We start from the raw sequence: 21,732 nt of genomic DNA, 5'->3' as shown, positions 1-21,732 counted from the left end.
GGGGCTGGCGACTCAAATTCGCTGCAGCGTGGTCACGGTTACCGCACACGCCAAGCCAGGGCCAATCGCGCCGCTGGTATCAACCGCAGCAAAGCGTGGGAGGGGTAACAGCTTTGGGTAGGAGGAGTGACGTTCAGTAGCGAAGTCCCCATGCCCTCCCAACCACGCCTGCAAGCCCTCGAAAAGATTCTCAGCCGCCCCGCCGCCCCTACAGCTCCGATTCAATCCCTCGACGAGCTCTGGGCTAGCGACGTTTTCACCCTCGACAAGATGAAGGCGGCGCTGCCGAAGGAGATCTTCAAATCGGTGCAGCGCACCATTAAGGAGGGCAGCAAGCTCGACGTGTCGGTGGCCAATGTGGTGGCCCAGGCAATGAAGGAGTGGGCCACAGCCCGAGGAGCTCTCTATTACTCCCACGTTTTTTATCCGCTCACCAACTCCACTGCCGAGAAGCACGACGGCTTCATCTCACCCCAGGGCGACGGCACGGTATTCACCGAATTCACCGGCAAGGTGCTGGTGCAGGGCGAGCCCGACGGCTCCTCCTTTCCCAATGGCGGTATCCGCTCCACCTTTGAAGCTCGCGGCTACACCGCCTGGGACATCACCAGCCCGGCCTGGCTGATGGAGACGCCCAACGGTGTGACCCTCTGCATCCCCACCGTCTTCGTCTCGTGGACCGGCGAAGCCCTCGACAAAAAAACCCCCCTGCTGCGCTCGATCGCAGCCGTTAATAAACAGGCCCACAGGCTCCTCAGCCTGCTGGGGGAAACCACCATTGCCCCTGTCAACTCCAGCTGCGGCGCCGAGCAGGAGTACTTCCTGATCGACAGCGCCTACGTGCCCCTGCGGCCAGACCTGCTGCTGGCCGGCCGCACCCTGTTTGGTCGGCCCTCGGCAAAGGGCCAACAGTTTGACGACCACTACTTCGGCGCCATCCCGGAGCGGGTGCAGGTGTTCATGCAGGAGGTGGAGCGGCAGATGTACCGCCTGGGGATTCCGGCCAAAACCCGCCACAACGAGGTGGCCCCATCCCAGTTTGAGATTGCGCCTTTCTTCGAGGCCGCCAACGTGGCTACCGACCACCAGCAGCTCACCATGACCCTGCTGCGCAGCACAGCGAAGAAACATGGTCTGGCCTGCCTGCTGCACGAGAAGCCCTTCGCCGGCATCAACGGCTCTGGCAAGCACGTCAACTGGTCGATCGGCAACGCCACCCAGGGGAACCTGCTCGATCCGGGCAAGACGCCCCATAAAAACCTGCAGTTTCTGATGTTCTGCGGAGCGGTGATCCGCGGCGTGCATGTGTACGGCCCCCTGCTGCGGGCCGTGATCGCCACCGCCAGCAACGACCACCGCCTCGGCGCCAACGAAGCGCCCCCGGCAATCATTTCGGTGTATCTGGGCAGCCAGCTGGAGGATGTGTTCAACCAGATCCGCGAAGGCCGGCTCTCCGGCTCGGCCCTCGGCGGCGTGATGGACTTCGGCGTGGATACCTTGCCCGAATTCGACAAGGACGCCGGCGATCGCAACCGCACCTCGCCCTTCGCCTTCACTGGCAACCGCTTCGAGTTTCGCGCCGTCGGCTCCAACCAATCGGTGGCCGGCCCGCTTGTGGCCCTGAACACCATCCTGGCCGATTCCCTCGACTGGATCTCCAGCGAACTGGAGGCCAAGCTGGCCAGTGGCTACGGCCTGGAAGAAGGGGCTCTGGCCGTGCTCAAGACCCTGATCGAACAGCATGGCGCCGTCGTGTTTGGCGGCAACGGCTACTCCGATGAGTGGCACCGCATGGCCGTGGAGGAGCGGGGCCTGGAAAACCTGCGCACCACCGCCGATGCCCTGCCGGTGTTGGAGCGCCAATCAATGCGCGAGCTGTTTGAGCGCACCGGCGTGCTCTCGGCCGTGGAGCTGCAAAGCCGCTTCGAGGTTTACGCCGAGCAATACATCCTGGCGATCGATGTGGAAGCCAAGCTAGCCGTCCAAATCGCCCGCACCCAGGTGTATCCAGCGGCGATCCGCTACCTCGGCGAACTAGCTGAATCCCTGCAACTGCAGAGTTCCCTAGGCATCCAGGTATCGCCGGAAACCTCCAAGGAGGTGGCTGGACTGTGCCAGTCGTTGATGGACATCAGCGGCCAGCTGCAAAGCGCCATCGACCATCCCCCCCACGGCACCGAAGCCCACATGCGCTACTCCGCCGACACCCTGGTGCCGTTGATGGGCGACTTGCGCGTGGCGGTTGACGGCCTGGAGGCCCTGGTCGACGACAACCTCTGGCCCCTACCCACCTACCAGGAGATGCTGTTCGTGCGTTGAGCCAGGCTGCGCCCGCTCACTGCGGAAAAACGCTGATGCGGGCGCGTTCTAGGTAACTGGGGTCGGCCATGGTGTCGACCTCAAAGCTGGTCCAGGTGGCACTAGGTGCGGGGCTGCGCTCAAGCAACGGCCATTCGATACGCCGGCGCTGATAGGTGAGGCCCACACAAGTAAGTGCCTGGTCATCGGCCATCAGCGACCAGAGCACGTGCACCTCGCCGCGGTCATAGGCGATCGGAAGCTCCTGCCCGCCCTGCTCTGGCAACCATCCTGGAGCGAGGGTCAGGCCAGTCTGATTTTCCCAGCACAGGTAGGAGCCGTTATCGGTGGGATAAAACCAGCAGGTTTCATTGGCTGCCTCAGCCAGGGGAAAGCGATCCAGCAGCTCCACCTCCTGCACTTGCAGCCAGGAGCCGTCGGCGGGGCCCCTAACGGCGTAGACGCCGATCCACAGGGAGGGCACGTCAAACTGCGTCACCACGGCATCGCAGATCAGGGAACGCCGCTCTGGCGCTGAGCCGAGGGGATCTTCACCGGCGATGGTGGCGCTGCCACTAGCCACCAACTCATCAAGGCTGCCCTGCCATTGATCTGGCATCCGAAACAGCCTCAGACCCCGGCCGCGATCAGGACCCTGGTGGCCTTGGGCCGCAACCAGAGCCTGCCAATCAACGCCCTCTTCGGGCAACTCCTGGCCCCTGGTCAACAGAAAGGCTAGGGAGTGGAGCATGGGTGCCTGCACAGGTCAGGGGCGCAGTAAAAGCGGACCCTAGAAGCCCTGCTTGTTTAAAGCGGTGTTCTTGGCTGCCGGTCAGAGCACCAACTCCACGATCACAAAGCCCACAAGGGCCGCCAGAGCCAGCAGGGATGGCACACGCATCGAATTCCGCACCGTTCAATTCTTAAGCAAATCCTAGGAGCGCTGGCTGGCCCTGGATTGGGATCGGGGAGGTCTTCACATCTCTTGCTCCTGAGAGACTGGGTTCATCAGCAATCCCGCACCCCAGGCGATGCAAAGCAGCGATGGCAGCCACCGCACAGCTTTCAGCCTGATGCTGCTGGTCGTGGTGGCCATCGGCCTACACGTTTACGCCTTACGGGTAAAAGAGGTAAAACCGAGTCGCCAGCTGCCAAGAACCAGTCTTAGCCCCGATGGCCAGGGGCGCGTGGCCGGTTCCCAATCCAACCGGATTCAGCGACTACTTGAAAACTGAAAGCCAGCCTCAGCGCTCGAAGGCAAGGCCCACCAAAGAACGATTGGCACCCTTGACTTGCCAGCAGCCCTTGACCGGCCGGTAGCCACAGCCACGGCCATGGGCCTGGGTAATTAAGACGCCATGGCCGCCGGGGCATAAATCGAGCTTTGGATCAACCCATATCGCCACGCCACCGGCACTGAAATTTGCGATTTTCACAGGAATTACAGGCAGCACCCTGCCCTCCCACTGCAACCAGCCCTCCATGGGTTGCTCCACTGGCCAACGCTGACCCTCGCGGAGGTTGGTGAACCCAGCGAGAGGCCTGTTTCGCAGGCGAATTCTGGTCACCGATCTCATAAAACCCTCACTACGCAGGCCAGAGAAGACCGATCGCGACTAGCGCGCCTCACCTCTTCTTAAGTTTAGACCCATCTGACACTGGATAGACCGAGGTCCCGGCAGCCTTGTCATAAGAGGCTCCAGAAGTGCAAGGCACAAAGATCTCGCCCCTAGCCAGCGATGGGCGTCGCCTAGGCCACCACGGGGCTAGCCGGCCATGGAGGACAGTGGATATATCGCGGCAGAGCTGATGCCCCAGACCAAGCAAGCCAATTTGACCGGTCTGGTACCGACCCGATCGCCGCGGGCCGCTGCCGCGCCGGCTGAAGAGACAAGCCAGTCCCAGCGGGGATTCGGTGGATCGGGCCAGAGCAAGTCACGACGCAAAGGGGGCAAAAAGCGCAGCCCTGCACTGAGCAAAGCCGACTGGGGCCCTCTGGGTAAGCATCCCGATCTTGATGCGATCGTGGCGCGTCAGCGATTACACCTGCCCCTGGCCGGGCGCATCGGCGCCGACGAAGTCAACCGAGCTTGGAAGATCGCCGCCGCCGAACACCACCCAGACCGCGGTGGCAGTCACGACACGATGCAACGGGTAAACGGGGCACGGGATCTGCTGCTGGGTCGCAGCACCGTGGTGGAAAGGTCAGATTGAGTAATTGAATCGGATGGTGGTCCCATCGCCGATGCAACTCCCCTGGTTCTGGTGCACGGGCTGCTCGACAGCCCCGCGGTTTTCAATGCGCTTAAGCGCTGCCTGGGCAACCAGCGCCAACCGCTGTTAATCCCCGAACTACCGCTGCGATTTGGCCTCACCCCCATCTCCGAGGCGGCCGAACTACTCGGTAGTCATATCGAAGCGGCCTTCGGGCTGGAGCAACCCATTGATCTGCTGGGCTTTTCGATCGGCGGCGTAATTGCCCGCACCTGGATCCAGCTGCTGGGCGGCCAACGCCGCACCAGGCGCTTCACCAGTGTGGGAAGTCCCCAGCAAGGCACCCTCACCGCCCAGCCCTGGCCGGGATCGACTGCTGCAGCTTTTATTCGACCATCGACCTAGCCGTGCTGCCCGGCTGGCGGGCCGTGCTGCCTGTGGGCCGCACCCAGATGCTGCCGGTGTGGGCCCATCCCCAGTTGCTGCGCGCTCCCAAATCGGTGCAGCTACTGGCCCAGGAGCTGTTGCGGCCCTGATGACAAACCTTTCTCCGCTGATGACAGCCACCTCCAGCGCCCTGGGCTGGCTGCTCTGGAGCCTGCTCGTGGGCTCCCTGGCCAACAGGCTGCCAGCCGCTTGGTTGGAGCGGGAGCACTGGTTTATGCGGCGGCCATGGAGCGAAAGCCGTCAGGGCTTCGAGAGCCAGCTGGCGATCCGCAGCTGGAAGCCCTGGCTGCCCGATGCCGGCCAAGCCCTGCCCAAAGGGATCGCCAAGGCAAGCCTGGTGGGCCGCGAGAGGATCAAGCTGGAGCGGCTGGTGCTGGAAACTCGCCGGGCCGAGCTAGTGCATCTAGCCCTGTGGCTTTTCTGGACTATCACCCCCCTGTGGCTACCGCCGGAGGGGGTGCTGATCAACCTCGCCTTTGCCACCGCCTTCAACCTGCCGTGCCTGTGGGTGCAGCGCTACAACCGCCTGAGGCTGCAGCGCCTGCTGGGCAAAGGCTGATCAGGGGCCCAGATCCGTTGCCTCGCAATTGATCTCCAGCAGCACTCCCCCATCTTCACTGTGTTGGCCAACCCGCAGGCGATGGCAACCCGCCTCCAGCCAAAAGTGGCTGGAGGCTTCATCGAAATAGGCCAGTTGACGCAGCGGAATGAGCAGCTGAAGCCGCCGGCAGTCGCCTGGCCCCAGCGCCACACGAGCAAAGCCCACCAGGCTGCGCTGGGGCCGCTCCAGCAGTAACCCAGGCGGTTCGGCGTACACCTGCACCACAAACTCACTGGCCAGCAGGCCGGCATTTTGGGCAGTTACGGCCAGCCGAATTTGATCTGGCTGCAGCTCGGCCTCCACCTGGCTGAGGCGCAGCTCCGCGTAGGAGAGCCCAAAGCCGAAGGGGAAGGCGGCCGGATTGCCGTCTCGCTGCAGGCGGCGGTAGCCGTGCCAGAGGTCGTAGCGCACCTGGGGAGCCCGGGGCTCGAAATCAGGCAGGTGGTCGGCGCTGGTGGGAATGGCGAAGGGCAAGCGCCCACTGGGCGACACCTGGCCGAACACCACGTCGGCCAAGGCCTCACCGCCCCGCTCCCCCGGGTACCAGAGCAGCAAGATCGCAGGCACAGCACGGCGCCAGGCCTCGATCAAGATTGCCCCACCTCCCATCAACACCACCACTGTGCGGGGGTTTGCCGCCAGCACGGCCTCGATCAAGGCCACCTGCTCAGCGGGCAGCTCCAGGTTGGTGCGGTCGCCGGCGGCGAAATCGCCCCCCTGACGCGCCGAGCCGTAGCTGGTGATGGCGGCAATGGCCCGGGCCACCGGCGGCCACCAGCGCCGCAGCAGGGGATGGGGTGGCGGTATCTGGCGCAAGATCGGCGCAATGTCGCCGGGATGGATGTGCTCCCCCTCCAGGCGCCAGTCGAGGCCCAATACCAGCAGGGCCGCCTCACAGCTGGCGGCCAGGGCAGTGGCTTCAGCCAGTCGCTCGCCGCTGGCATAACGCACAGCCCCCGGCGCAGCCCCTGCCTGTAGCCCCTGCAAGGGCGTGACCACCACGCCGGGCTCTGGGCCGGGTGTCGGAAGAGCCGCGATCGCCCAGGTTGGCGATAGCGGCCAGGCTGCCGATTACCGCCAGCGAGCGGGCCGGATCCAGGGGCAACAGGGGAGGGCCAGGGGAGAAAGCTTCATTTTTGAGCAGCACGATCGACTTGGTGGCAGCCTCCCGAGCCAGGGCCCGGTGCTCGGCGCAGCCGCGCAGGCTGGTTGGATAGGAACCCGGAGGCACAGCGAGCTGCGCCCGCAGCTGGCGCAGCACGGCGTCATCCAAGCGCTGCTGCGGCAACCGACCATCAGCAACGGCAGCCGTCAGGCAACCGGCAAAGATCATGCGGAAGGGCATTTCCAGGTCCTGGCCGGCCCGCACCGCGGCAACGCCATCGCGGACCCCGAAGATGAAGTCGGTCACCACGAAGCCAGTGAATCCCCAGCGCTGCTTGAGGATTTCGTTGAGCAGCGCGGGGTGCTGGCCGCACCACTCGCCATTCACCTGGTTGTAAGCGCTCATAACCGAGCCCACCCCTGCCTCTACGCAGGCGCGGAAGTGGGGCAGGTAAAGCTCGTGCAGAACCCGCTCACTCACCTGCACGTCGACTAGGAAGCGGGAGCTGTCGATCGAGTTGAGGGCGAAATGCTTGACGCAGGCAACGGCGTGGCGCTGGATGCCGCGGGTCATTGCCGCCCCCATCGCGCCGAGCAGCACCGGATCTTCGCCGTAGGTCTCCTGGGCCCGGCCCCAGCCGGGGTGGCGCAAGAGATTTACGCAAACCGCCGCCAGCCAGTTAGCCCCGAAACTGCGAGCCTCGCGGGCCATGGCCACGCCGATCCGCTCCTCCAGATCCACTTCCCAGCAGGCACCGCGAGCAATCGGAGCGGGGAAGGTAGTCGCCCCGCCCTGGAGCACAACCCCCCGCGGGCCATCAACAAACTGCAGACCCGCCAGACCGAGCCCCGGCACCGCCCCCGCCGGCCAGGGGTGCAGGTGGGAGGCGTCGCGGCTGGCGATGTCAACCATGCCAGGCCAGAAATCGGTATCTCCCTCAAGCAGGGCAAGCTTCTCGGCAACGCTGAGCTGGGCCAGCAGCTCTTGGGCCCGGCGCTCAATCGACTGCTGGTGAGTCTCTGGTGGCGCCGTCATGGCGTGCTCCCAAGCGACATAAAAACTAGGAAGCCCAGAGCGCGAGCCCCGGGCTTCTGTTGACCCAGCTGTGGTACCTGCCCGGAGGGGTGGGGCTCAACTGGGCGCAAGTTAGATAGCAATCAGATCGTGTGATCTGGGTGTCTTCAGTTGTACTGCGGAGCTGCTGACGCAAGCACCTGGGGCCAGGTGACTAGTGGGACGTCTCGATTAATCCGGGGCACCTAGGGCGGCGCAGGGGAGGCTTTTCAGCCAAGAGACGTCAGAGATCCGTCGAGAGTGTTGGAGCAGGGGCCGGATCGTCAGCGCGCTCCTGGCAAATGCTCAGGGGGGGTGTCTTCCATCAGTGGAGCCTCCGAATCCCGATGTCCACACGATCACTCCGCCAAAGCGAAAGGGCAACCATCCACACCGCCGCCGCAATGGCTCTTCACCCGCGGATATCAGACTTCATGAAGGCCGCTTCACATCTGAGGCTGGATAGGAGCCAAGATTTCAATCAGCTAGTTCGGCACCCTTGAAGAGACAATCCAGGCTGGGGCTGCTGGCCCTGGCGTTCTTGGCGGCCTGGGCTACTGGCACGGGCATGGGCATGGGAAATGCGCGCGCCGATGATGGCCCAAGCGCTGCTGCCCTGGGCGTGAAGGTAGAAACCCTGATCCGCAGCGATCGCTCCTGGAATGGGGACCTACTACCCAAGCTCAACGATATCCAAGCCGAAGTAACCGTGCTGCGCATCACGGTGCCTGCCGGAGTAACCCTGCCCAGCCATCTCCATCCGGTGATCAATGCCGGCGTTTTGCTGCAGGGAAGGTTGCGAGTCGAAAGCGACGACGGCGCCAGCCAATTCTTGCAACCAGGCCAGGCCATAATCGAAATGGTGAACAAAGTGCACCGAGGCGTAAGCCTGGGTCCTGAGCCAGCGGTGGTCGTGGTGGTTTACGTGGCGCCGAAGGGCAGCCCCATCACGGTGCCAGCCGCCTCGGCCCCCAAAGGGAATCCCAACAAGGCGGCGGACGAGATCGTCACCGTGCGGCCGCTGACAACCAGCACCAGCAAGCAAAAACTAAAGCAGTTTGTGGGCATTTCCGGCGCCAACAGCGGTGCCCGTGGCCTGTCGATGAACAGGGTGGTGATTCCCCCTGGTGGGCAGGCAGCAGCGCACCGCCATGTCGGATCGGAATCGGCGATATTTCTGCTGGCAGGCAGCGTTAAAACCTTTTACGGCCCTTGCTTGGAGAGGTCAGTGATCAACCAAACGGGCGACTTTCTATTCATCCCGGCGGGCGTCATCCACATGCCGGTAAACCTCAGTGCCAGCGAGCCCGCCATTGCAATCGTGGCCCGCAACGATGCCAACGAGCAAGAGCATGTGGAGCTGCACACCCCTCCGGGTAAGGCCGAGAGCGCACCAGGCACACCAAACTGTGCAGTACCAGGCCACAAATAGCTATTAAGGCCTGCAGCATCGGGGGAAATGCGGCGCCGCCTTGGTGCGCGATGGGGTAAACGCCGCACCGGCCAAAGAATCAGATACTTGCGCTTGACAAGCTTGACTGCATAAGCCATTTACAAGATGGCGAATGAGAATCTATACCGGCGGGGTCAGGCCTCTAGTTAACAGGTAAACCCCAACGTACAAAAATAGAAAGATCAAAAGCAAGCCACCAACAAATAATTTCCCATCCATGGGTGGTAGCTGATTTAGTTTCCGCCATCCTATCTAAGCAGAACCGACCTCATCAGCTCATTGGAGCGGGACGAGAAGGTTAAGAGGTGCTGCTCCTCAAGCAGATAGACCCGCCCAGGTCATTCAGCTGCAAATCCGAGGTAATGATTGATAGTTCCAGTCCCTCTCCCTAAGGTGAAAATTCTCCTCAGGTAACTGAGTGTTAATTGGCTGGCTGGAGGTGTCGCTGCTGGTGCGCTGGCTGCTGGGCTGGATTCTGGCCTTGAGCCTGCCGTCCCTTCCGGCCTCCATGCCGCTGCACAAGCGAACGGTGTCCGTGTTGATACCTGCCCGTAACGAGGCCGCCACCCTGCCCCACCTGCTGGCAGCCCTCAGCAACCAGGTTCTCAGACCCGCTGAAGTGATCGTGGTCGACGATGACTCCAGCGACGGTACCGGCGCTATCGCCCGCCAAAGCGCTGACACGCTTGCGATCAAGGTGATTCAGCCACCTCCTCTTCCCGAAGGGTGGTGCGGCAAGACCTGGGCTCTGCACCACGGTGTTCAGGCCAGCCGGGGGGATGTTTTGGTTTTTCTCGACGCCGACACCGAGCCTGCCCCACAGTTCCTGCAGCGGCTGCTCGCCCAACACGAGCAGCAAGGAGGACTGGTCTCGGTACAGCCCTATCACCGCACAGAGAAGCCTTACGAGCAGCTCTCTCTGCTCTTCAGTCTGGTGGGGCTGATGGCGGTAAGGCTGGGGCCGAGCTGTGGGGTCGCCTTCGGGCCGGCGATGGTGAGCAGTCGGGCCGACTATCTGCGCGCCGGCGGCCATGAGGCAGTGGCTGACAAAGTGGTGGTGGATTGGTTCCTAGCCCATCGCTACGAGCAGCTCGGCCTGCCCGTGAGCGCCTGGCTCGGCAGCGATTCGATCGCATATCGCATGTATCCCGGCGGCTTGGCCGACATGGTGGCCGGATTCGATAAGAACTTTGCGACGGCCGCCGGAGAAGTTCGCTGGCCCTGGATGCTGGCGATGCTGCTGTGGCTTTCGGGCCTCTTCTGGGCCGCCTGGTGTCTGCCTGCCGCCTTGCTGGGCTGGCCTCTGGTGGGGACCCACGCGATCGGCCCAAATGCATTGATCTATGGCGCCTTTGCCGTGCAGTTGCTGCTGCTCAGCCGCCGGGTAGGGCGCTTCCATTGGATCAACCTGATCTTTCCGATTCCGGTGCTGTTCTTTCTAGGGGTGTTCATCCTCGCGATCTTCAAGCTCAAGCGAGGGCATGTTGAGTGGAAGGGAAGGCGATTCAAGACCCGCTGAGGGGCCTTAGGAGGCGTGATCTACGGGTTGATACAGCCTTGCGGGTCTGCTGAGGCAGCTTGTACAAGGTTGCTATGGCTGCTCGATTAGTGGGTATTCAAAAGAGGGCTGATCACACATCTGCCGCCGATCTGCTGACAAGTCTGAATCCCAGCAATTTGACAAGCATTACAGAAAAACGAGCGGCTTTAATGTGCAACTACATGACTTGACAGGAGAAGATCTCTAGCCTGGATGAGCATCCAGTACCAACACAATTTTTAGCCAATACTTCAAACTACAACACAAGTTTTAAACCGGCAAAGGAGAAAGCCACGCCGCGTTTCTCCCGTCAATTGTCATCACCCTCATTGTCGTTGGAGTACTACCATGGCCCATCAATAACTATATTCCGATGGACCGAAAGATTAAGCGCATTTTGAACATGACTACGGTCGCCGTGGTCGCCCCATGGATTCTCAACGCAATGGCATTAATTGACTCCCTCCGCGGGATACGCTTTGGCAGGCAATAACTTCGTGCGACCGAGGATTTATTAAATCACAGCAGGGCATTCAACTCAGAAGGATCAGCAAACGCATAACCGTGCCCATAGAGCCCTAGACGGCCATCGTGCAAGTTCGCATACTTCTTCGTTGAGCCTCCTATATCCAAGGCGCCTCGCCGACAACGAAGAGGTTGTGTCTCGAGAGCTGGCTCTAGCAATTGACTACCGAAAGTTGCTCTTAGCAGGTCATTGATCAGACTCTATAGCCAGATTATTGGCTTCTTGCCTGCTTAGCGATTTTTGACTAAGAGCCAACACCGGAAAAACTGCGGCGCCGTGCCTCACTCTGCAGCAGATTACAAAAATCCGTACAAACTTGAGGCTGTGGGCAGCTTAAATACTCCAAATAAGTGCAGATTCGGCTAGGGATAAACGAATATGATCATTTCACCACTCGCAAGAGTGCGGCTTCTGCTTAATTTTGCCCCCAGATCGATAAAGCACTGCAATGAACGATAAACTACGAATTCTTCAGCGCCAACCACGCAGGATCTCAATAACATTAAGCCACAATGTACATGAGGCTTTAATAAAAAGATCAGACGAAGAAGGCCGCTCTGTTTCCAACCTTTGTGCATTCCTGCTTGAAGATGCTTTAAAGGATCAGAGAGATCTGATAGGCATACACGGCCGAGATAATATAGTGGATGGGTTGGCCGGTAAAAAGTTGATGCTTAACGGTGATTCCGTGTCTAACGGATTTTCTCGACGACCGTAGAGCATGCGGCAATTCCATGCCAAGCAGCATATGCAAAGTACAGGGCTGGCTCGATTGCCCTCCTTAGCTTATTAGGCGCTCGCCGCTATACAGCCTGAATATGTTGCTTTGTCTTACCAACTGATTTTGCAATATCGACAAAGCCATTCGCTTTTCAATACAAAACAGGTGGCTATCACTTCTTGCTCATCAGGAGAAGGCAATCTCAGGCATTACTGAATCTATCATTGTCTTGAATAAACCTAATCGTAGATTGTTTAATCCCTCAATATCCATAGGCAGAAGAGCGATAGCCCCTGGTCGGATCAAATTGTTCCACGGCTCGCATAAGACTCAAATGACCTGCCCGAACAAGATCAATCCTGCCAACTTAGTTACCCCTAATCCGAAATCTATATTGCTTGACAGCACTAACAATGAGCCTAAGATTACCATTCATTATCCGGACGAAAGCACGGCGTCCCCTTCGCCGTTTGATGCTCGCGATGTTGTCAAAGTCTCGCCATTTTCTATTCATTCGCCCAAGCTCAACCTCTTCTTCTTCAGGCAGCAGCGGAATGCCACCATTCGCCTGTTGATAATCACTTAAGCAATCAGCCATGGAGACCAGAGAAGCAACTGCGGCCATACTCCTCCAGAAGAATCAACTTTAAAATTAAATCAGCACATATGCTTACTTAATGCCGCGCTGCGCAGCCGCCTACAGCATTAAATTGACAAGCAGATGCGGGTATTTTTAACATAGTCCTCACGGCAATGCGACCATTCAAGCACTTCAATTCTAGCAGAAAAATATAGTGATAAAAATCCACTAAAAATTATCATCGGGCGAATCAGGCGAGGATTAAAAGCCAGAAACCATCGTGGGTTCTGGCCGACAGGTAGTCAGCTGGGCATGGCCGCCACCATGGGGGCCTGATCCATACCGATCAAGGCAGCCACTACATGCCGACGACATACCGGCAATTGCTGGAGGACCACAAAATCAGCCGGAGCATGTCGGCCAAGGGATGCTGCTGGGATAACACGGTGGTGGAAATATCACAAGCAGCAGTTCATCCCTGCCCGCACACTCTCCACACGTGGCCCTGATCACTGTCCAACCAATCGGGGAAACCCCACCCCGTAAGGCTCAAGGGTTGGATTGGCCACTACTTTACGCCAGAATTACCAGCCTCAAAGGCTCCTTAAAGCCTCTTCTTTAATGGATGAAAACGACGCAATAGCTGCGCGCAGGAATGCTCATCACTTACCAGAATGAACATCAATTTGCGTCGACTTAGACTAAAGCAGGGGGTGGCCGTCCAGCAAACCCATAATAACTCAGGCAACAACCAATGTCGCCAATTAATTATAAACTTTTAGCTCTTGCCATTGCCATCGATCAACCAGGGCCCTCACGCAGCTCAGAACATTGAGGATTCAGTTTCACCTAGGGGCGCTTGACCTAGGGGCGCTTGACCTAGGGGCGCTTGACCTAGGGGCGCTTGAACTGGGGCGCTTGTTATGACTACAAGCATCAAGAAGATGTTTCTGACCCTGAATGCAGGCCCAGATCAAGAATGGGTCGCCTGAGATTCGAACTCAGGACCAATCGGTTAAAAGCCGAGTGCTCTACCGCTGAGCTAGCGACCCGCGCCCTTGGGCACTTATGAAACGTATCACCCAGGGGCGACCTCCTCCAAGGGGGCCCAGGCAACCGTGAGAATGGCCTAACAGCTGGCCACAGCGGATGAGCGTCTTTCCCTGGCCCAAACCCCAGATCCACGCCGAGGCCTGGGTGGCCGAAACGGCCGTGGTAATCGGCGATGTGCAGCTAGCGGCAGGAGCAAGTCTTTGGCCCACTGCCGTCGCCCGTGGCGACGTCTCTTCGATCGTGGTGGGTGAGGGCAGCAATGTGCAAGACGGGGCAGTGCTGCATGGCGACCCCGACCAGCCTGTAACCATCGGCTCCGATGTGACCATCGGCCATCGGGCTGTGGTGCATGGCGCCACCCTTAGAGACGGCTGCCTGATCGGCATCGGAGCCATCGTGCTCAATGGCGTCACCGTGGGAGAGGAGGCCCTGGTGGCCGCCGGATCGGTGGTGACTCGCGACGTACCAGCTGGAGTCCTGGTCATGGGATCCCCGGCCCAGGTGAAGCGAGAGCTCACGGCTGAGGCCCGGGCCGAGCAGCGCCAGCACGCCCGCCGCTACCGCCAACTCGCCGGTGCCCATGCCCATGCCCATGCCCAGTCCCATGTCCAGGCGAACGGATGACGACAGATCCGGGGCTGGACAGGCGAATCCTGAGGTTCAGTCCGTAAGATCATCAGATCTTGTTTGGCTTCCCATGGACGGTCGGCTGATTTTGGTGGTTGCTCCGATCCTGCTCGCCGCGAGCTGGGCCGTCTTCCATATCGGTCGTGCCGCCGTAGGACAGCTGCAATTGCTGCTCAAGCGCGCCCGCGCCTGAGCATTTGAGCTCCGAGCTGCTCGTTATCGGTGCTGGCCTGGCGGGTACGGAAGCCGCCTGGCAGATCGCCCAAGCTGGCCTGGCGGTGCGCTTGGTGGAAATGCGGCCGGTGCGCCGCAGCCCAGCCCACCACAGCTCTGAATTCGGCGAGCTTGTATGCAGCAACAGCTTCGGCGCCCTAAGTAGCGATCGGGCCGCAGGCCTACTTCAAGAGGAATTGCGGCGCCTGGGTTCGATGGTGATTCGCACCGCCGACTCCCACGCCGTGCCTGCAGGCGGCGCCCTAGCCGTAGATCGGGGCCGCTACAGCGCCGCCCTCACCGCCGCCCTGGAGCAGCACCCATTGGTGACGGTGGAGCGGCGGGAGCACACCGAGCTGCCCGGCCCCGGTGAGATCGCCGTGCTGGCCACCGGCCCGCTCACTAGCGAACCCCTGGCGGAGCAGCTGCGGGAATTCACGGGCCGGGCCGACTGCCACTTCTTCGATGCGGCCAGCCCGATCGTCGAAGGCGAGAGCATCGACCTGAGCGTGGCCTTTCGCGCTTCCCGCTACGACAAGGGCGACGCCGACTACATCAACTGCCCGATGGACCGGGAGCAATTTCTTGCTTTTCGGCAGGAGCTGCTAAGCGCCGAGCAGGCCGAGCTGAAGGACTTTGAAAAGGAGAGTGCTCACTTCTTCGAGGGCTGTCTCCCCATCGAGGAGCTAGCCCGCCGCGGCGAAGACACGATGCGCTACGGCCCCCTCAAGCCAATTGGCCTCTGGGATCCCCGCTGGGGCGATCTCAATGATCGCGATGTGCGCCGCGCCAAGCGGGCCTACGCGGTGGTGCAGCTGCGCCAGGAAGATAAGGACGGCCGCCTTTGGAACCTAGTTGGCTTCCAGACCAACCTGAAATGGGGCGAGCAGAAACGGGTACTGCGGCTGATCCCGGGCCTGGAGAACGCCGAGTTTGTGCGCTTCGGTGTGATGCACCGCAACACCTTCCTGGAATCGCCCCAGCTGCTCGATGCCACCCTGCAGTTCCGCCAGCGCCCCAGCCTGCTGGCGGCGGGCCAGATCACCGGCACCGAGGGCTACGCAGCCGCGGTAGCTGGTGGCTGGCTGGCCGGCACCAACGCCGCCCGGCTGGCCTTGGGACTGGAACCCCTGAGCCTGCCCAAAACCACGATGCTGGGCGCCCTCACCCACTTCATCGCCGAAGCTCCCAGCAAGAAGTTCCAGCCCATGCCGCCCAACTTCGGCTTGCTGCCCGAGCTACCCGAACGCGTCCGCGAGAAACGGGCCCGCTACGGCGCCTACCGCGACCGGTCCCTAGCGGATCTTGAGCCTTTCACTCCGCCCCTACAACTGCACGACGACAGCGCCGCTGCCTAGGGTCGCTTCAGCATCTCCAGCCCAACGTTGACCAGCAACCCTGCCCCCATCTGGGATGTGATCGTGATCGGTGCCGGCATCGGCGGCCTGGTCACCGCTTCCCAGCTGGCTGCCAAGGGGGCGAAAGTGCTGGTGCTGGAGCGATACCTCATCCCAGGAGGTTCCGGCGGCAGTTTCAGGCGTGATGGCTACACATTCGACGTGGGCGCCTCAATGATCTTCGGCTTCGGCGAGCAGGGGCACACCAACCTGCTCACCCGGGCCCTGGCCGATGTGGGCCAGCACTGCGACACCATCCCCGATCCAGCCCAGCTCGAATACCACCTGCCCGGCGGGCTCAACGTTGCTGTGGACAGGGATTACGAGCACTTTCTAAGTGATCTCAGTGCCCTGTTTCCCCACGAGGCCAAGGGCATCCGCGCCTTCTACGACGCCTGCTGGCAGGTGTTCCGCTGCCTCGATGCGATGCCGCTGCTGTCGCTGGAGGATCCGGCCTACCTGGCCAAGGTGTTCTTCAAAGCCCCCCTTGCCTGCCTGGGCCTGGCCCGCTGGCTGCCAGTGAACGTGGGCGACGTGGCGCGGCAGCACATCAGCGATCCGGCCCTGCTCAAATTCATTGACATGGAGTGTTTCTGCTGGAGCGTGATGCCCGCCGATCTCACCCCAATGATCAATGCGGGCATGGTGTTCTCCGATCGTCATGCCGGCGGCATCAATTACCCCAAAGGGGGCGTTGGTGTGATCGCAGAAAAGTTGGTAGCGGGATTGGAGAACCATGGCGGCGCGATTCGCTACAAGGCGCGTGTGGCCAAGGTGCTGCTGGAGAACAACACTGCGGTGGGGGTGAAGCTGGCAAGTGGTGAAGAGCTGCGGGCCCGCCGCGTGGTGAGCAACGCCACCCGCTGGGACACCTTTGGCGCTCTGGTAGATGCCGCCCACACCCCCAAGGCCGAAACCACCTGGCGGCGCCGCTACAAGCCCTCCCCCTCCTTTCTCTCCCTGCACCTGGGCATCGATGCCCAGATCGTGCCCAAGGGGTACCACTGCCACCACCTGCTACTGGAGAGCTGGGAGGAGATGGAGGCCGAGCAGGGGGTGGTGTTCGTATCGATGCCGACCCTGCTGGATCCGGAGCTGGCCCCGGCAGAGCGCCACATCGTGCATGCCTTCACCCCCAGCTCCATGGAGCACTGGCAGGGGCTCACGCCAGCGGCCTATCGAGCTAAAAAACAGGCGGATGCCGACCGGCTGATCGGCCGGCTCGAGGCGATCCTGCCCGGCCTGAAGGGCGCTATCCGTCACCGCGAAGTCGGCACGCCGCGCAGCCACCGGCGCTTCCTGGGCCGCATGGGCGGCAGCTACGGCCCAATCCCAGCCCTGCGCCTGCCGGGGCTGCTGCCGATGCCCTTCAACCGCACCGGCCTCGCCGGCTTGTATGCGGTGGGGGATTCCTGTTTCCCAGGCCAGGGCCTCAATGCGGTGGCCTTCAGTGGCTTTGCCTGCGCCCACCGCATCGGCGCCGATCTGGGGCTTAATCCCTGGAGCCTGCCTGACTAAGGTGACTCGAGAGGGCACTGAGGCGGCCCAGTGACGGTCGGCACAACCAACGAGCTCTCTCAGCCTTATGCGGGGGCAAGGCTCCAGTCCCCGCGAATTCTTTTGCGCTCATGGGCCAAAGAAGAGCGCATCAGCTGGATCAAGCGTGGCCATTCACGGTCGGCCCTGATCCTGTTTTTGATAGTCATCCTGGTTGGGATTGAAGCGGTCCGGAGGATTCAGCTGGCCAAGGGCCGAAGCGTCACCAACCAGACGATCGCCCTGGAAAAACTCGAAGCCGAATTCCGGGACGCCCAGCGAATTGCGAGCGACTGGGGCTGGTGGGATGACAGCTATGCCTTCATTGAGGGCAAGAACCCCTCCTTCCCCTCCCAAAACCTGGCCACCAGCAGCCTCTTTGATCAAGGGGCCGCCATGGCGATCTACGACGCCCAAGCCCAACGCCGGGCCCTTCAGGTGGGCCTGAGCAGCCCGAGCCGGCCCCCTGATCAACGGCTGGTGCGCTGCCTGGACTCCACCGCCCGCACCCGCCGCCAACTGGACCTCGCCGGCATCCGGGTGATCTGCTCAGACGAGACCAACAACCTCTACGTCGGCTTCGCCACCACGATCGGCACCAGCGACAACAGCCGTTCCACAACAGCGACCCTCATTTTCCTCAACCCGCTGGTCGAACCCCAGTTCGGCACCCACTTGAAGGAGGAGCTCAACCGCATCCAGGCTCAGCTGCAGCCCATCCCCCCAGCTGGAGTCATCGCCACGGGGGAGCCCTTGGCTGCGCTTAAACCCAAGACCTTCGGCGAAGACGGGCGACTGATGGGCGTCAAACCCGCCAATAGCCAGGCAGAGCAGCGCACGGAACTAAACCATCTGCTGCTGCTGCTAACCGGCGGGGGACTGATCGCCCTGGCCCTGCGCTTCAGCTGGAAACTGGCCGAGCGCCGGCAGAGATTGCTGCTGCGCAAGAAGGAACGCTGGGCCACCCAACGCATCCGCCGAAGTCACCGTGCACTGATTGAAATCCTTGATTTCAAAGCCCCCCAGTCGCTCCCTTCAGCAGATCACAGCTCTACCAGCCCACCCCATAGCAGCAACTTCATCTTCAGAGGGATGCTGCAGGAGGAACGGCGACACCCTGCCTCGCCACGCGCCAGCCAACCGATCGATGGGTCGACCACAACCGGCAGCGAACCCGCTGGTCGCCAACGAGTAGACATCCATTTGATTGCCAATCGGTTTGAACAGATTCTGGGCACCGCCCGCGATCTGGCCATGCACGATGCACTCACGGGCCTGGCCAACCGCCGCTATTGCATCGAACATCTTGAAAGAGAAATCGATCGCCTTAAGGAAGAGCAGACACTTCTTGTCCTGCTGTTTATCGATCTCGACAAATTCAAAAGCATTAACGATACCTATGGCCATCGCATCGGTGATCAAGCCCTGCGCAAGGCAGCCAACCAACTCAAGGCCCTCTGCCGCCAGGGGGATTTCCTGGCGCGCTACGGCGGCGACGAATTCATTCTGATTCTGAATCCGGGAGACTCTCAAAACGCCAGCGATGAAGACGATCTAGCCCTCCATGCCAAACAGGTAGCCCACCGGATCCTTGATTCCTTTGAGAAAAGTCAAGTTGACTCCGCGTCGCCTTACCGACTTAGCCTGAGCATTGGGATCACGATCAGCGATCCACACCACTTCTGCAGTGAAGACATCATCCGAAAAGCAGACCTGGCAATGTACAAGGCGAAGGCATCCCAGGGGGAACATATTCACCTGTTCACAGCAGAAAATGAGTCCAATCCGCTCAGTGACTATCGCCTATTTACTGCGCTCCAACAGGCTTGCGAAGCATCGCTTGAGCCATCGCAGCCCGACTCCTTCCGGGTTTTATTTCAACCGATCGTCAACGCCGCAGGCGAAGTCCTAGCCGTTGAGGCTCTCGCCCGCTGGGATCACCCAGACCTGGGGGAAGTTCCCCCAACTCTATTTATCCCGGTAGCGGAACACTACCGAATCATGGGTCGCGTTGGCTGGCAGCTCATCGAAGCCACGTTGAAGACCTTCAAGCAGCTGATCCAGGCTCTAAAGGTAACCCCCAACCAGCTCAACCTAGCGATCAATATCAGCCCGTCCCAACTCACTGACGCATCTTTTTCAGGCCAATTAATCGATGCCATTGCAGCCCAAGGAATCTCTTGCAACAGCATCAATCTTGAAATCACCGAAACCGCGATCTTCAACTCCACTGCAGCAGTTAAAACTAATCTGCGCCAGTGTCGAGAAGCGGGAATGCGGATTTCCCTCGATGACTTTGGAACGGGCTTCTCCTCCATGGGCCTGCTGCTATCGCTGAAGCCTGACGAACTGAAGATCGATCGCAGTTTTGTAATCGGAGTTCTCAACGATTCCTATGCGGAACAAATCGTGGAACTGCTCCCCAGGCTCACGAACTCCATATCGATGACCCTCGTCGCTGAAGGGGTAGATACGGAGGAGAGCTTTCAGCGGCTGCAACAGATGGGGGTGGCCCGATTCCAGGGCTATCTATTCTCTGAGCCCCTAAACATCGCCGCCCTGGTTGAGCTTGTGGGTGGAAAGCGACTCACAATCCCACTTCCCGCTGCATAGCCTGGGCCAAATAGCCCTAATGCAAGGAATGCCCGGCTCCCCTACCCCCAGCTCCGCCGAGCTGGCCACTTACCTCGAGCAACGCGGCGAGCTCAGCAAGCCCTGGATGCTGCAGCTACTAAGGCTCACCAAGCTCAAGGAGGCCAAGGACAGCATGGACCCGGATGCATACATGGCCAGCCTGCAGGAGGCCCACGCCGATCTGATGCGACTTGGCGAATTCTGGAAAGGCCGCGAGCAGGAGGTTTTCAACGGTCGCTACCAGCCAGAGACCCTGATCGAACCCCTACCCGGCTCCCCCGAAGATCGATGACCGGCGCCTTGGCCGTCAGCAGCGACCGCTACCCAATGGCGCCGCTGATCCGCTTCACCCTGATCGCTCTCTACTTGGCAATGGTGGCGCCCCTGCCCCTACTGGCACCAGCAGAGCTCAAATTGCTGCTGTGGCTGGCTCTACCCCTTGGGCTGGGCTTGGTAGTGGCAGCCACCAGTGAAGCCGTTGAGCTAGACGCCGATGGCATTCGGGTTGGCCATCCCAGCTGGTGTGCCTGGCTGCTGCGCCGCGGCTGGAGCCTGTCTTGGAAATCCATCAGCGGGCTCACACCGGTAGCCACAAGCCAGGGGGGCCGGGTCTTTTACGTGAGGGGAGAAGACGGATCGGCATACCTGCTGCCGCAACGGGTCGCAGCCTTCGAGCAGTTTCTGGGCCGCTTCAGCCAGGAAACGGGCATCAACACCAGCTCAATCGGCCGGATCAGCCCACCCTGGACCTACCAACTCCTAGCCGGCCTGAGTGCCGCCATGTTGCTTGGGGAGTTGGTTTGGGCTCTAAACCAATGAGTTGATCTGCTGACGCACCGGCTCTTCCTCGGGAGCAGCTTCGGGCAGGGTTTCCAGGCTGAAGCGATAACCCTGCTGGCGCATCGTTTCGATGCCGCCTCCTTCACCCAAGCCAGCCTGCTCTAACTTGCGACGCAGGGTGAGCACTTGGGTATCAACCGAGCGGGGCCCGCCGCTGAAGGGAGGCCAGGCCATACGCAGTAGCTCCTGGCGACTGCGCACAACCCCAGGGGGCATTAGCAGGGCACAAAGCAGGGCAAATTCCCGTGGACTCAGCTCGACTGGCTGGTCGCGCAGAGTTACCTGGCGTAGCAATACGTGAACTTCAAGCGGGCCAACACAGACCCGTTCCTGCAGACCGGTGCCGCCACGGCGCAGCAGGGTGCGGCAGCGGGCGGCGAGTTCTTCCAGGCCAAAAGGTTTGCGCAGCACATCATCTGCACCCGCATCAAGCAGGCTCACCACGGGCTCCGAACCGGTGCGGGCCGTGAGCACCATCACGGAGCAGCGCAGCTGGGCCGCTAGGCGGAGGGCGGAACTCTCATCGAGTAGTTCTGCGCTGATCAGCAGATCGGGAGATTGGTCCTGGCACACGTCCAGAGCTTCACGAGCCGTAGCAACCGCCGCCGCAAGATGGCCGTCCTGCCGCAGGCGCTGGGCCAGCACCGTGCGCAGGGTCGCGTGGGGATCAACCACCAAAACCCGCTGGGGCTGGCTTCCGGCCTGATTGGCGGCCCCAGAGGCCGGCAGTGGCGGGTTAGAGGAGTTGATGGAGTCCACAACTGTGTTGAATTCACCTTAACGGCAGCCGCCAGGGGATCCGCGTATCAGTCGCTGCGTTTGTGTGGACACCACCAAACAATGCGGAGACCACCCAATCGCGGCTTCTGCCTCCAAGGGGCAAAATAGGTAAAG

The 21,732-nt window shown here is 60.9% G+C and carries 23 protein-coding genes and 1 tRNA gene; 18 read left to right on the top strand and 6 right to left on the bottom strand.

Annotation, left to right across the window (positions count from 1 at the left end):
• Window positions 1-150 precede the first annotated feature (150 nt).
• The gene (locus KBY99_RS12685) at window positions 151-2,319 is read left to right on the top strand and encodes a glutamine synthetase III (protein ID WP_254999428.1); all 2,169 of its coding nucleotides are present in this window, start codon (window positions 151-153) and stop codon (window positions 2,317-2,319) included.
• 16 nt (window positions 2,320-2,335) lie between these two features.
• Here KBY99_RS12685 and KBY99_RS12680 read toward each other — a convergent pair whose 3' ends face one another.
• Window positions 2,336-3,049: a hypothetical protein gene (locus KBY99_RS12680; protein ID WP_254999426.1), complete on the bottom strand. Its 714-nt coding sequence runs from the start codon at window positions 3,047-3,049 to the stop codon at window positions 2,336-2,338.
• A gap of 280 nt (window positions 3,050-3,329) precedes the next feature.
• Here KBY99_RS12680 and KBY99_RS12675 point away from each other — a divergent pair, with 280 nt between their 5' ends.
• Window positions 3,330-3,533 carry a hypothetical protein gene (locus tag KBY99_RS12675; protein ID WP_254999425.1) on the top strand — a complete coding sequence of 68 codons (204 nt, stop codon included), beginning with the start codon at window positions 3,330-3,332 and terminating at the stop codon, window positions 3,531-3,533.
• 9 nt (window positions 3,534-3,542) lie between these two features.
• Here the strand turns inward: KBY99_RS12675 and KBY99_RS12670 are convergent, their stop codons facing one another.
• Entirely contained in the window at window positions 3,543-3,866 is a 324-nt protein-coding gene (locus tag KBY99_RS12670) for a hypothetical protein (protein ID WP_254999423.1), read from the bottom strand.
• 241 nt (window positions 3,867-4,107) lie between these two features.
• On the opposite strand from KBY99_RS12670, the gene KBY99_RS12665 reads away from it, so the two are divergent.
• The 4 genes from KBY99_RS12665 to KBY99_RS12655 are packed head-to-tail and all read left to right on the top strand — an operon-like array spanning window position 4,108 to window position 5,518.
• A complete protein-coding gene (locus KBY99_RS12665) occupies window positions 4,108-4,512 on the top strand; it encodes a molecular chaperone DnaJ (protein WP_254999421.1) in 405 nt (134 codons plus the stop codon).
• Window positions 4,513-4,563: 51 nt separating this feature from the next.
• Window positions 4,564-4,917 (top strand): esterase/lipase family protein, encoded by a 354-nt coding sequence (locus KBY99_RS12660; RefSeq protein WP_409996570.1) that lies wholly within the window; start codon window positions 4,564-4,566, stop codon window positions 4,915-4,917.
• A gap of 2 nt (window positions 4,918-4,919) precedes the next feature.
• On the top strand, window positions 4,920-5,048 hold the full coding sequence (locus tag KBY99_RS14945; RefSeq protein ID WP_409996569.1) for a hypothetical protein: 129 nt from the start codon (window positions 4,920-4,922) through the stop codon (window positions 5,046-5,048).
• Complete coding sequence (locus KBY99_RS12655; protein WP_254999418.1) at window positions 5,048-5,518, top strand: hypothetical protein; 471 nt, start codon at window positions 5,048-5,050, stop codon at window positions 5,516-5,518. Before KBY99_RS14945 ends, KBY99_RS12655 begins: the two co-directional genes overlap by 1 nt.
• On the opposite strand, the gene KBY99_RS12650 is transcribed toward KBY99_RS12655, so the two are convergent.
• Both KBY99_RS12650 and KBY99_RS12645 read right to left on the bottom strand, forming a co-directional pair.
• Window positions 5,519-6,562, bottom strand: coding sequence for a glycoside hydrolase family 3 C-terminal domain-containing protein (locus tag KBY99_RS12650; RefSeq protein ID WP_254999417.1), 1,044 nt, complete (start codon window positions 6,560-6,562; stop codon window positions 5,519-5,521).
• Window positions 6,480-7,700 (bottom strand): glycoside hydrolase family 3 protein, encoded by a 1,221-nt coding sequence (locus tag KBY99_RS12645; protein ID WP_254999415.1) that lies wholly within the window; start codon window positions 7,698-7,700, stop codon window positions 6,480-6,482. Before KBY99_RS12645 ends, KBY99_RS12650 begins: the two co-directional genes overlap by 83 nt.
• A gap of 517 nt (window positions 7,701-8,217) precedes the next feature.
• Between KBY99_RS12645 and KBY99_RS12640 the strand changes: the two genes are divergently transcribed.
• From KBY99_RS12640 to KBY99_RS12625, 5 genes are all read left to right on the top strand, one after another.
• Window positions 8,218-9,150, top strand: coding sequence for a cupin domain-containing protein (locus KBY99_RS12640; protein WP_254999413.1), 933 nt, complete (start codon window positions 8,218-8,220; stop codon window positions 9,148-9,150).
• Window positions 9,151-9,589: 439 nt separating this feature from the next.
• A complete protein-coding gene (locus KBY99_RS12635; protein ID WP_254999410.1) occupies window positions 9,590-10,690 on the top strand; it encodes a glycosyltransferase in 1,101 nt (366 codons plus the stop codon).
• A 334-nt stretch (window positions 10,691-11,024) separates the two neighbouring features.
• Entirely contained in the window at window positions 11,025-11,204 is a 180-nt protein-coding gene (locus tag KBY99_RS14870) for a Thivi_2564 family membrane protein (RefSeq protein WP_315857997.1), read from the top strand.
• 481 nt (window positions 11,205-11,685) lie between these two features.
• On the top strand, window positions 11,686-11,955 hold the full coding sequence (locus KBY99_RS12630) for a ribbon-helix-helix domain-containing protein (protein WP_254999408.1): 270 nt from the start codon (window positions 11,686-11,688) through the stop codon (window positions 11,953-11,955).
• Between the two features lie 337 nt (window positions 11,956-12,292).
• A complete protein-coding gene (locus KBY99_RS12625; RefSeq protein WP_254999407.1) occupies window positions 12,293-12,544 on the top strand; it encodes a hypothetical protein in 252 nt (83 codons plus the stop codon).
• 974 nt (window positions 12,545-13,518) lie between these two features.
• Here KBY99_RS12625 and KBY99_RS12620 read toward each other — a convergent pair.
• Window positions 13,519-13,590 (bottom strand) — tRNA-Lys (locus KBY99_RS12620).
• A gap of 97 nt (window positions 13,591-13,687) precedes the next feature.
• Here KBY99_RS12620 and KBY99_RS12615 point away from each other — a divergent pair.
• The 7 genes from KBY99_RS12615 to KBY99_RS12585 all read left to right on the top strand — a co-directional run bounded on the left by KBY99_RS12615 (window position 13,688) and on the right by KBY99_RS12585 (window position 20,817).
• The gene (locus KBY99_RS12615; protein ID WP_254999406.1) at window positions 13,688-14,215 is read left to right on the top strand and encodes a gamma carbonic anhydrase family protein; all 528 of its coding nucleotides are present in this window, start codon (window positions 13,688-13,690) and stop codon (window positions 14,213-14,215) included.
• Window positions 14,216-14,288: 73 nt separating this feature from the next.
• Window positions 14,289-14,411 (top strand): photosystem II protein Y, encoded by a 123-nt coding sequence (locus tag KBY99_RS12610; RefSeq protein WP_106632785.1) that lies wholly within the window; start codon window positions 14,289-14,291, stop codon window positions 14,409-14,411.
• 4 nt (window positions 14,412-14,415) lie between these two features.
• The gene (gene trmFO / locus KBY99_RS12605; RefSeq protein WP_254999404.1) at window positions 14,416-15,789 is read left to right on the top strand and encodes an FADH(2)-oxidizing methylenetetrahydrofolate--tRNA-(uracil(54)-C(5))-methyltransferase TrmFO; all 1,374 of its coding nucleotides are present in this window, start codon (window positions 14,416-14,418) and stop codon (window positions 15,787-15,789) included.
• A 27-nt stretch (window positions 15,790-15,816) separates the two neighbouring features.
• Window positions 15,817-17,346, top strand: coding sequence for a carotenoid isomerase (crtH, locus tag KBY99_RS12600; RefSeq protein ID WP_254999402.1), 1,530 nt, complete (start codon window positions 15,817-15,819; stop codon window positions 17,344-17,346).
• Window positions 17,347-17,523: 177 nt separating this feature from the next.
• Complete coding sequence (locus KBY99_RS12595) at window positions 17,524-19,977, top strand: EAL domain-containing protein (protein WP_254999401.1); 2,454 nt, start codon at window positions 17,524-17,526, stop codon at window positions 19,975-19,977.
• Window positions 19,978-20,005: 28 nt separating this feature from the next.
• On the top strand, window positions 20,006-20,290 hold the full coding sequence (locus tag KBY99_RS12590; RefSeq protein ID WP_254999400.1) for a hypothetical protein: 285 nt from the start codon (window positions 20,006-20,008) through the stop codon (window positions 20,288-20,290).
• Window positions 20,287-20,817: a hypothetical protein gene (locus KBY99_RS12585; RefSeq protein ID WP_254999398.1), complete on the top strand. Its 531-nt coding sequence runs from the start codon at window positions 20,287-20,289 to the stop codon at window positions 20,815-20,817. The genes KBY99_RS12590 and KBY99_RS12585 overlap by 4 nt, the downstream gene beginning before the upstream one ends.
• On the opposite strand, the gene KBY99_RS12580 is transcribed toward KBY99_RS12585, so the two are convergent.
• Window positions 20,806-21,567 (bottom strand): response regulator transcription factor, encoded by a 762-nt coding sequence (locus KBY99_RS12580; RefSeq protein WP_254999443.1) that lies wholly within the window; start codon window positions 21,565-21,567, stop codon window positions 20,806-20,808. The two genes, KBY99_RS12585 and KBY99_RS12580, sit on opposite strands and share 12 nt — an antisense overlap.
• Window positions 21,568-21,732 lie beyond the last annotated feature (165 nt).

It is taken from the genome of Cyanobium sp. Maggiore-St4-Cus, assembly GCF_024345615.1.
GTDB lineage: Bacteria > Cyanobacteriota > Cyanobacteriia > PCC-6307 > Cyanobiaceae > Cyanobium_A > Cyanobium_A usitatum.
The sequence above is the reverse complement of the archived record's forward strand: the minus strand, read 5'-3'. Positions and strand labels throughout refer to the sequence as shown.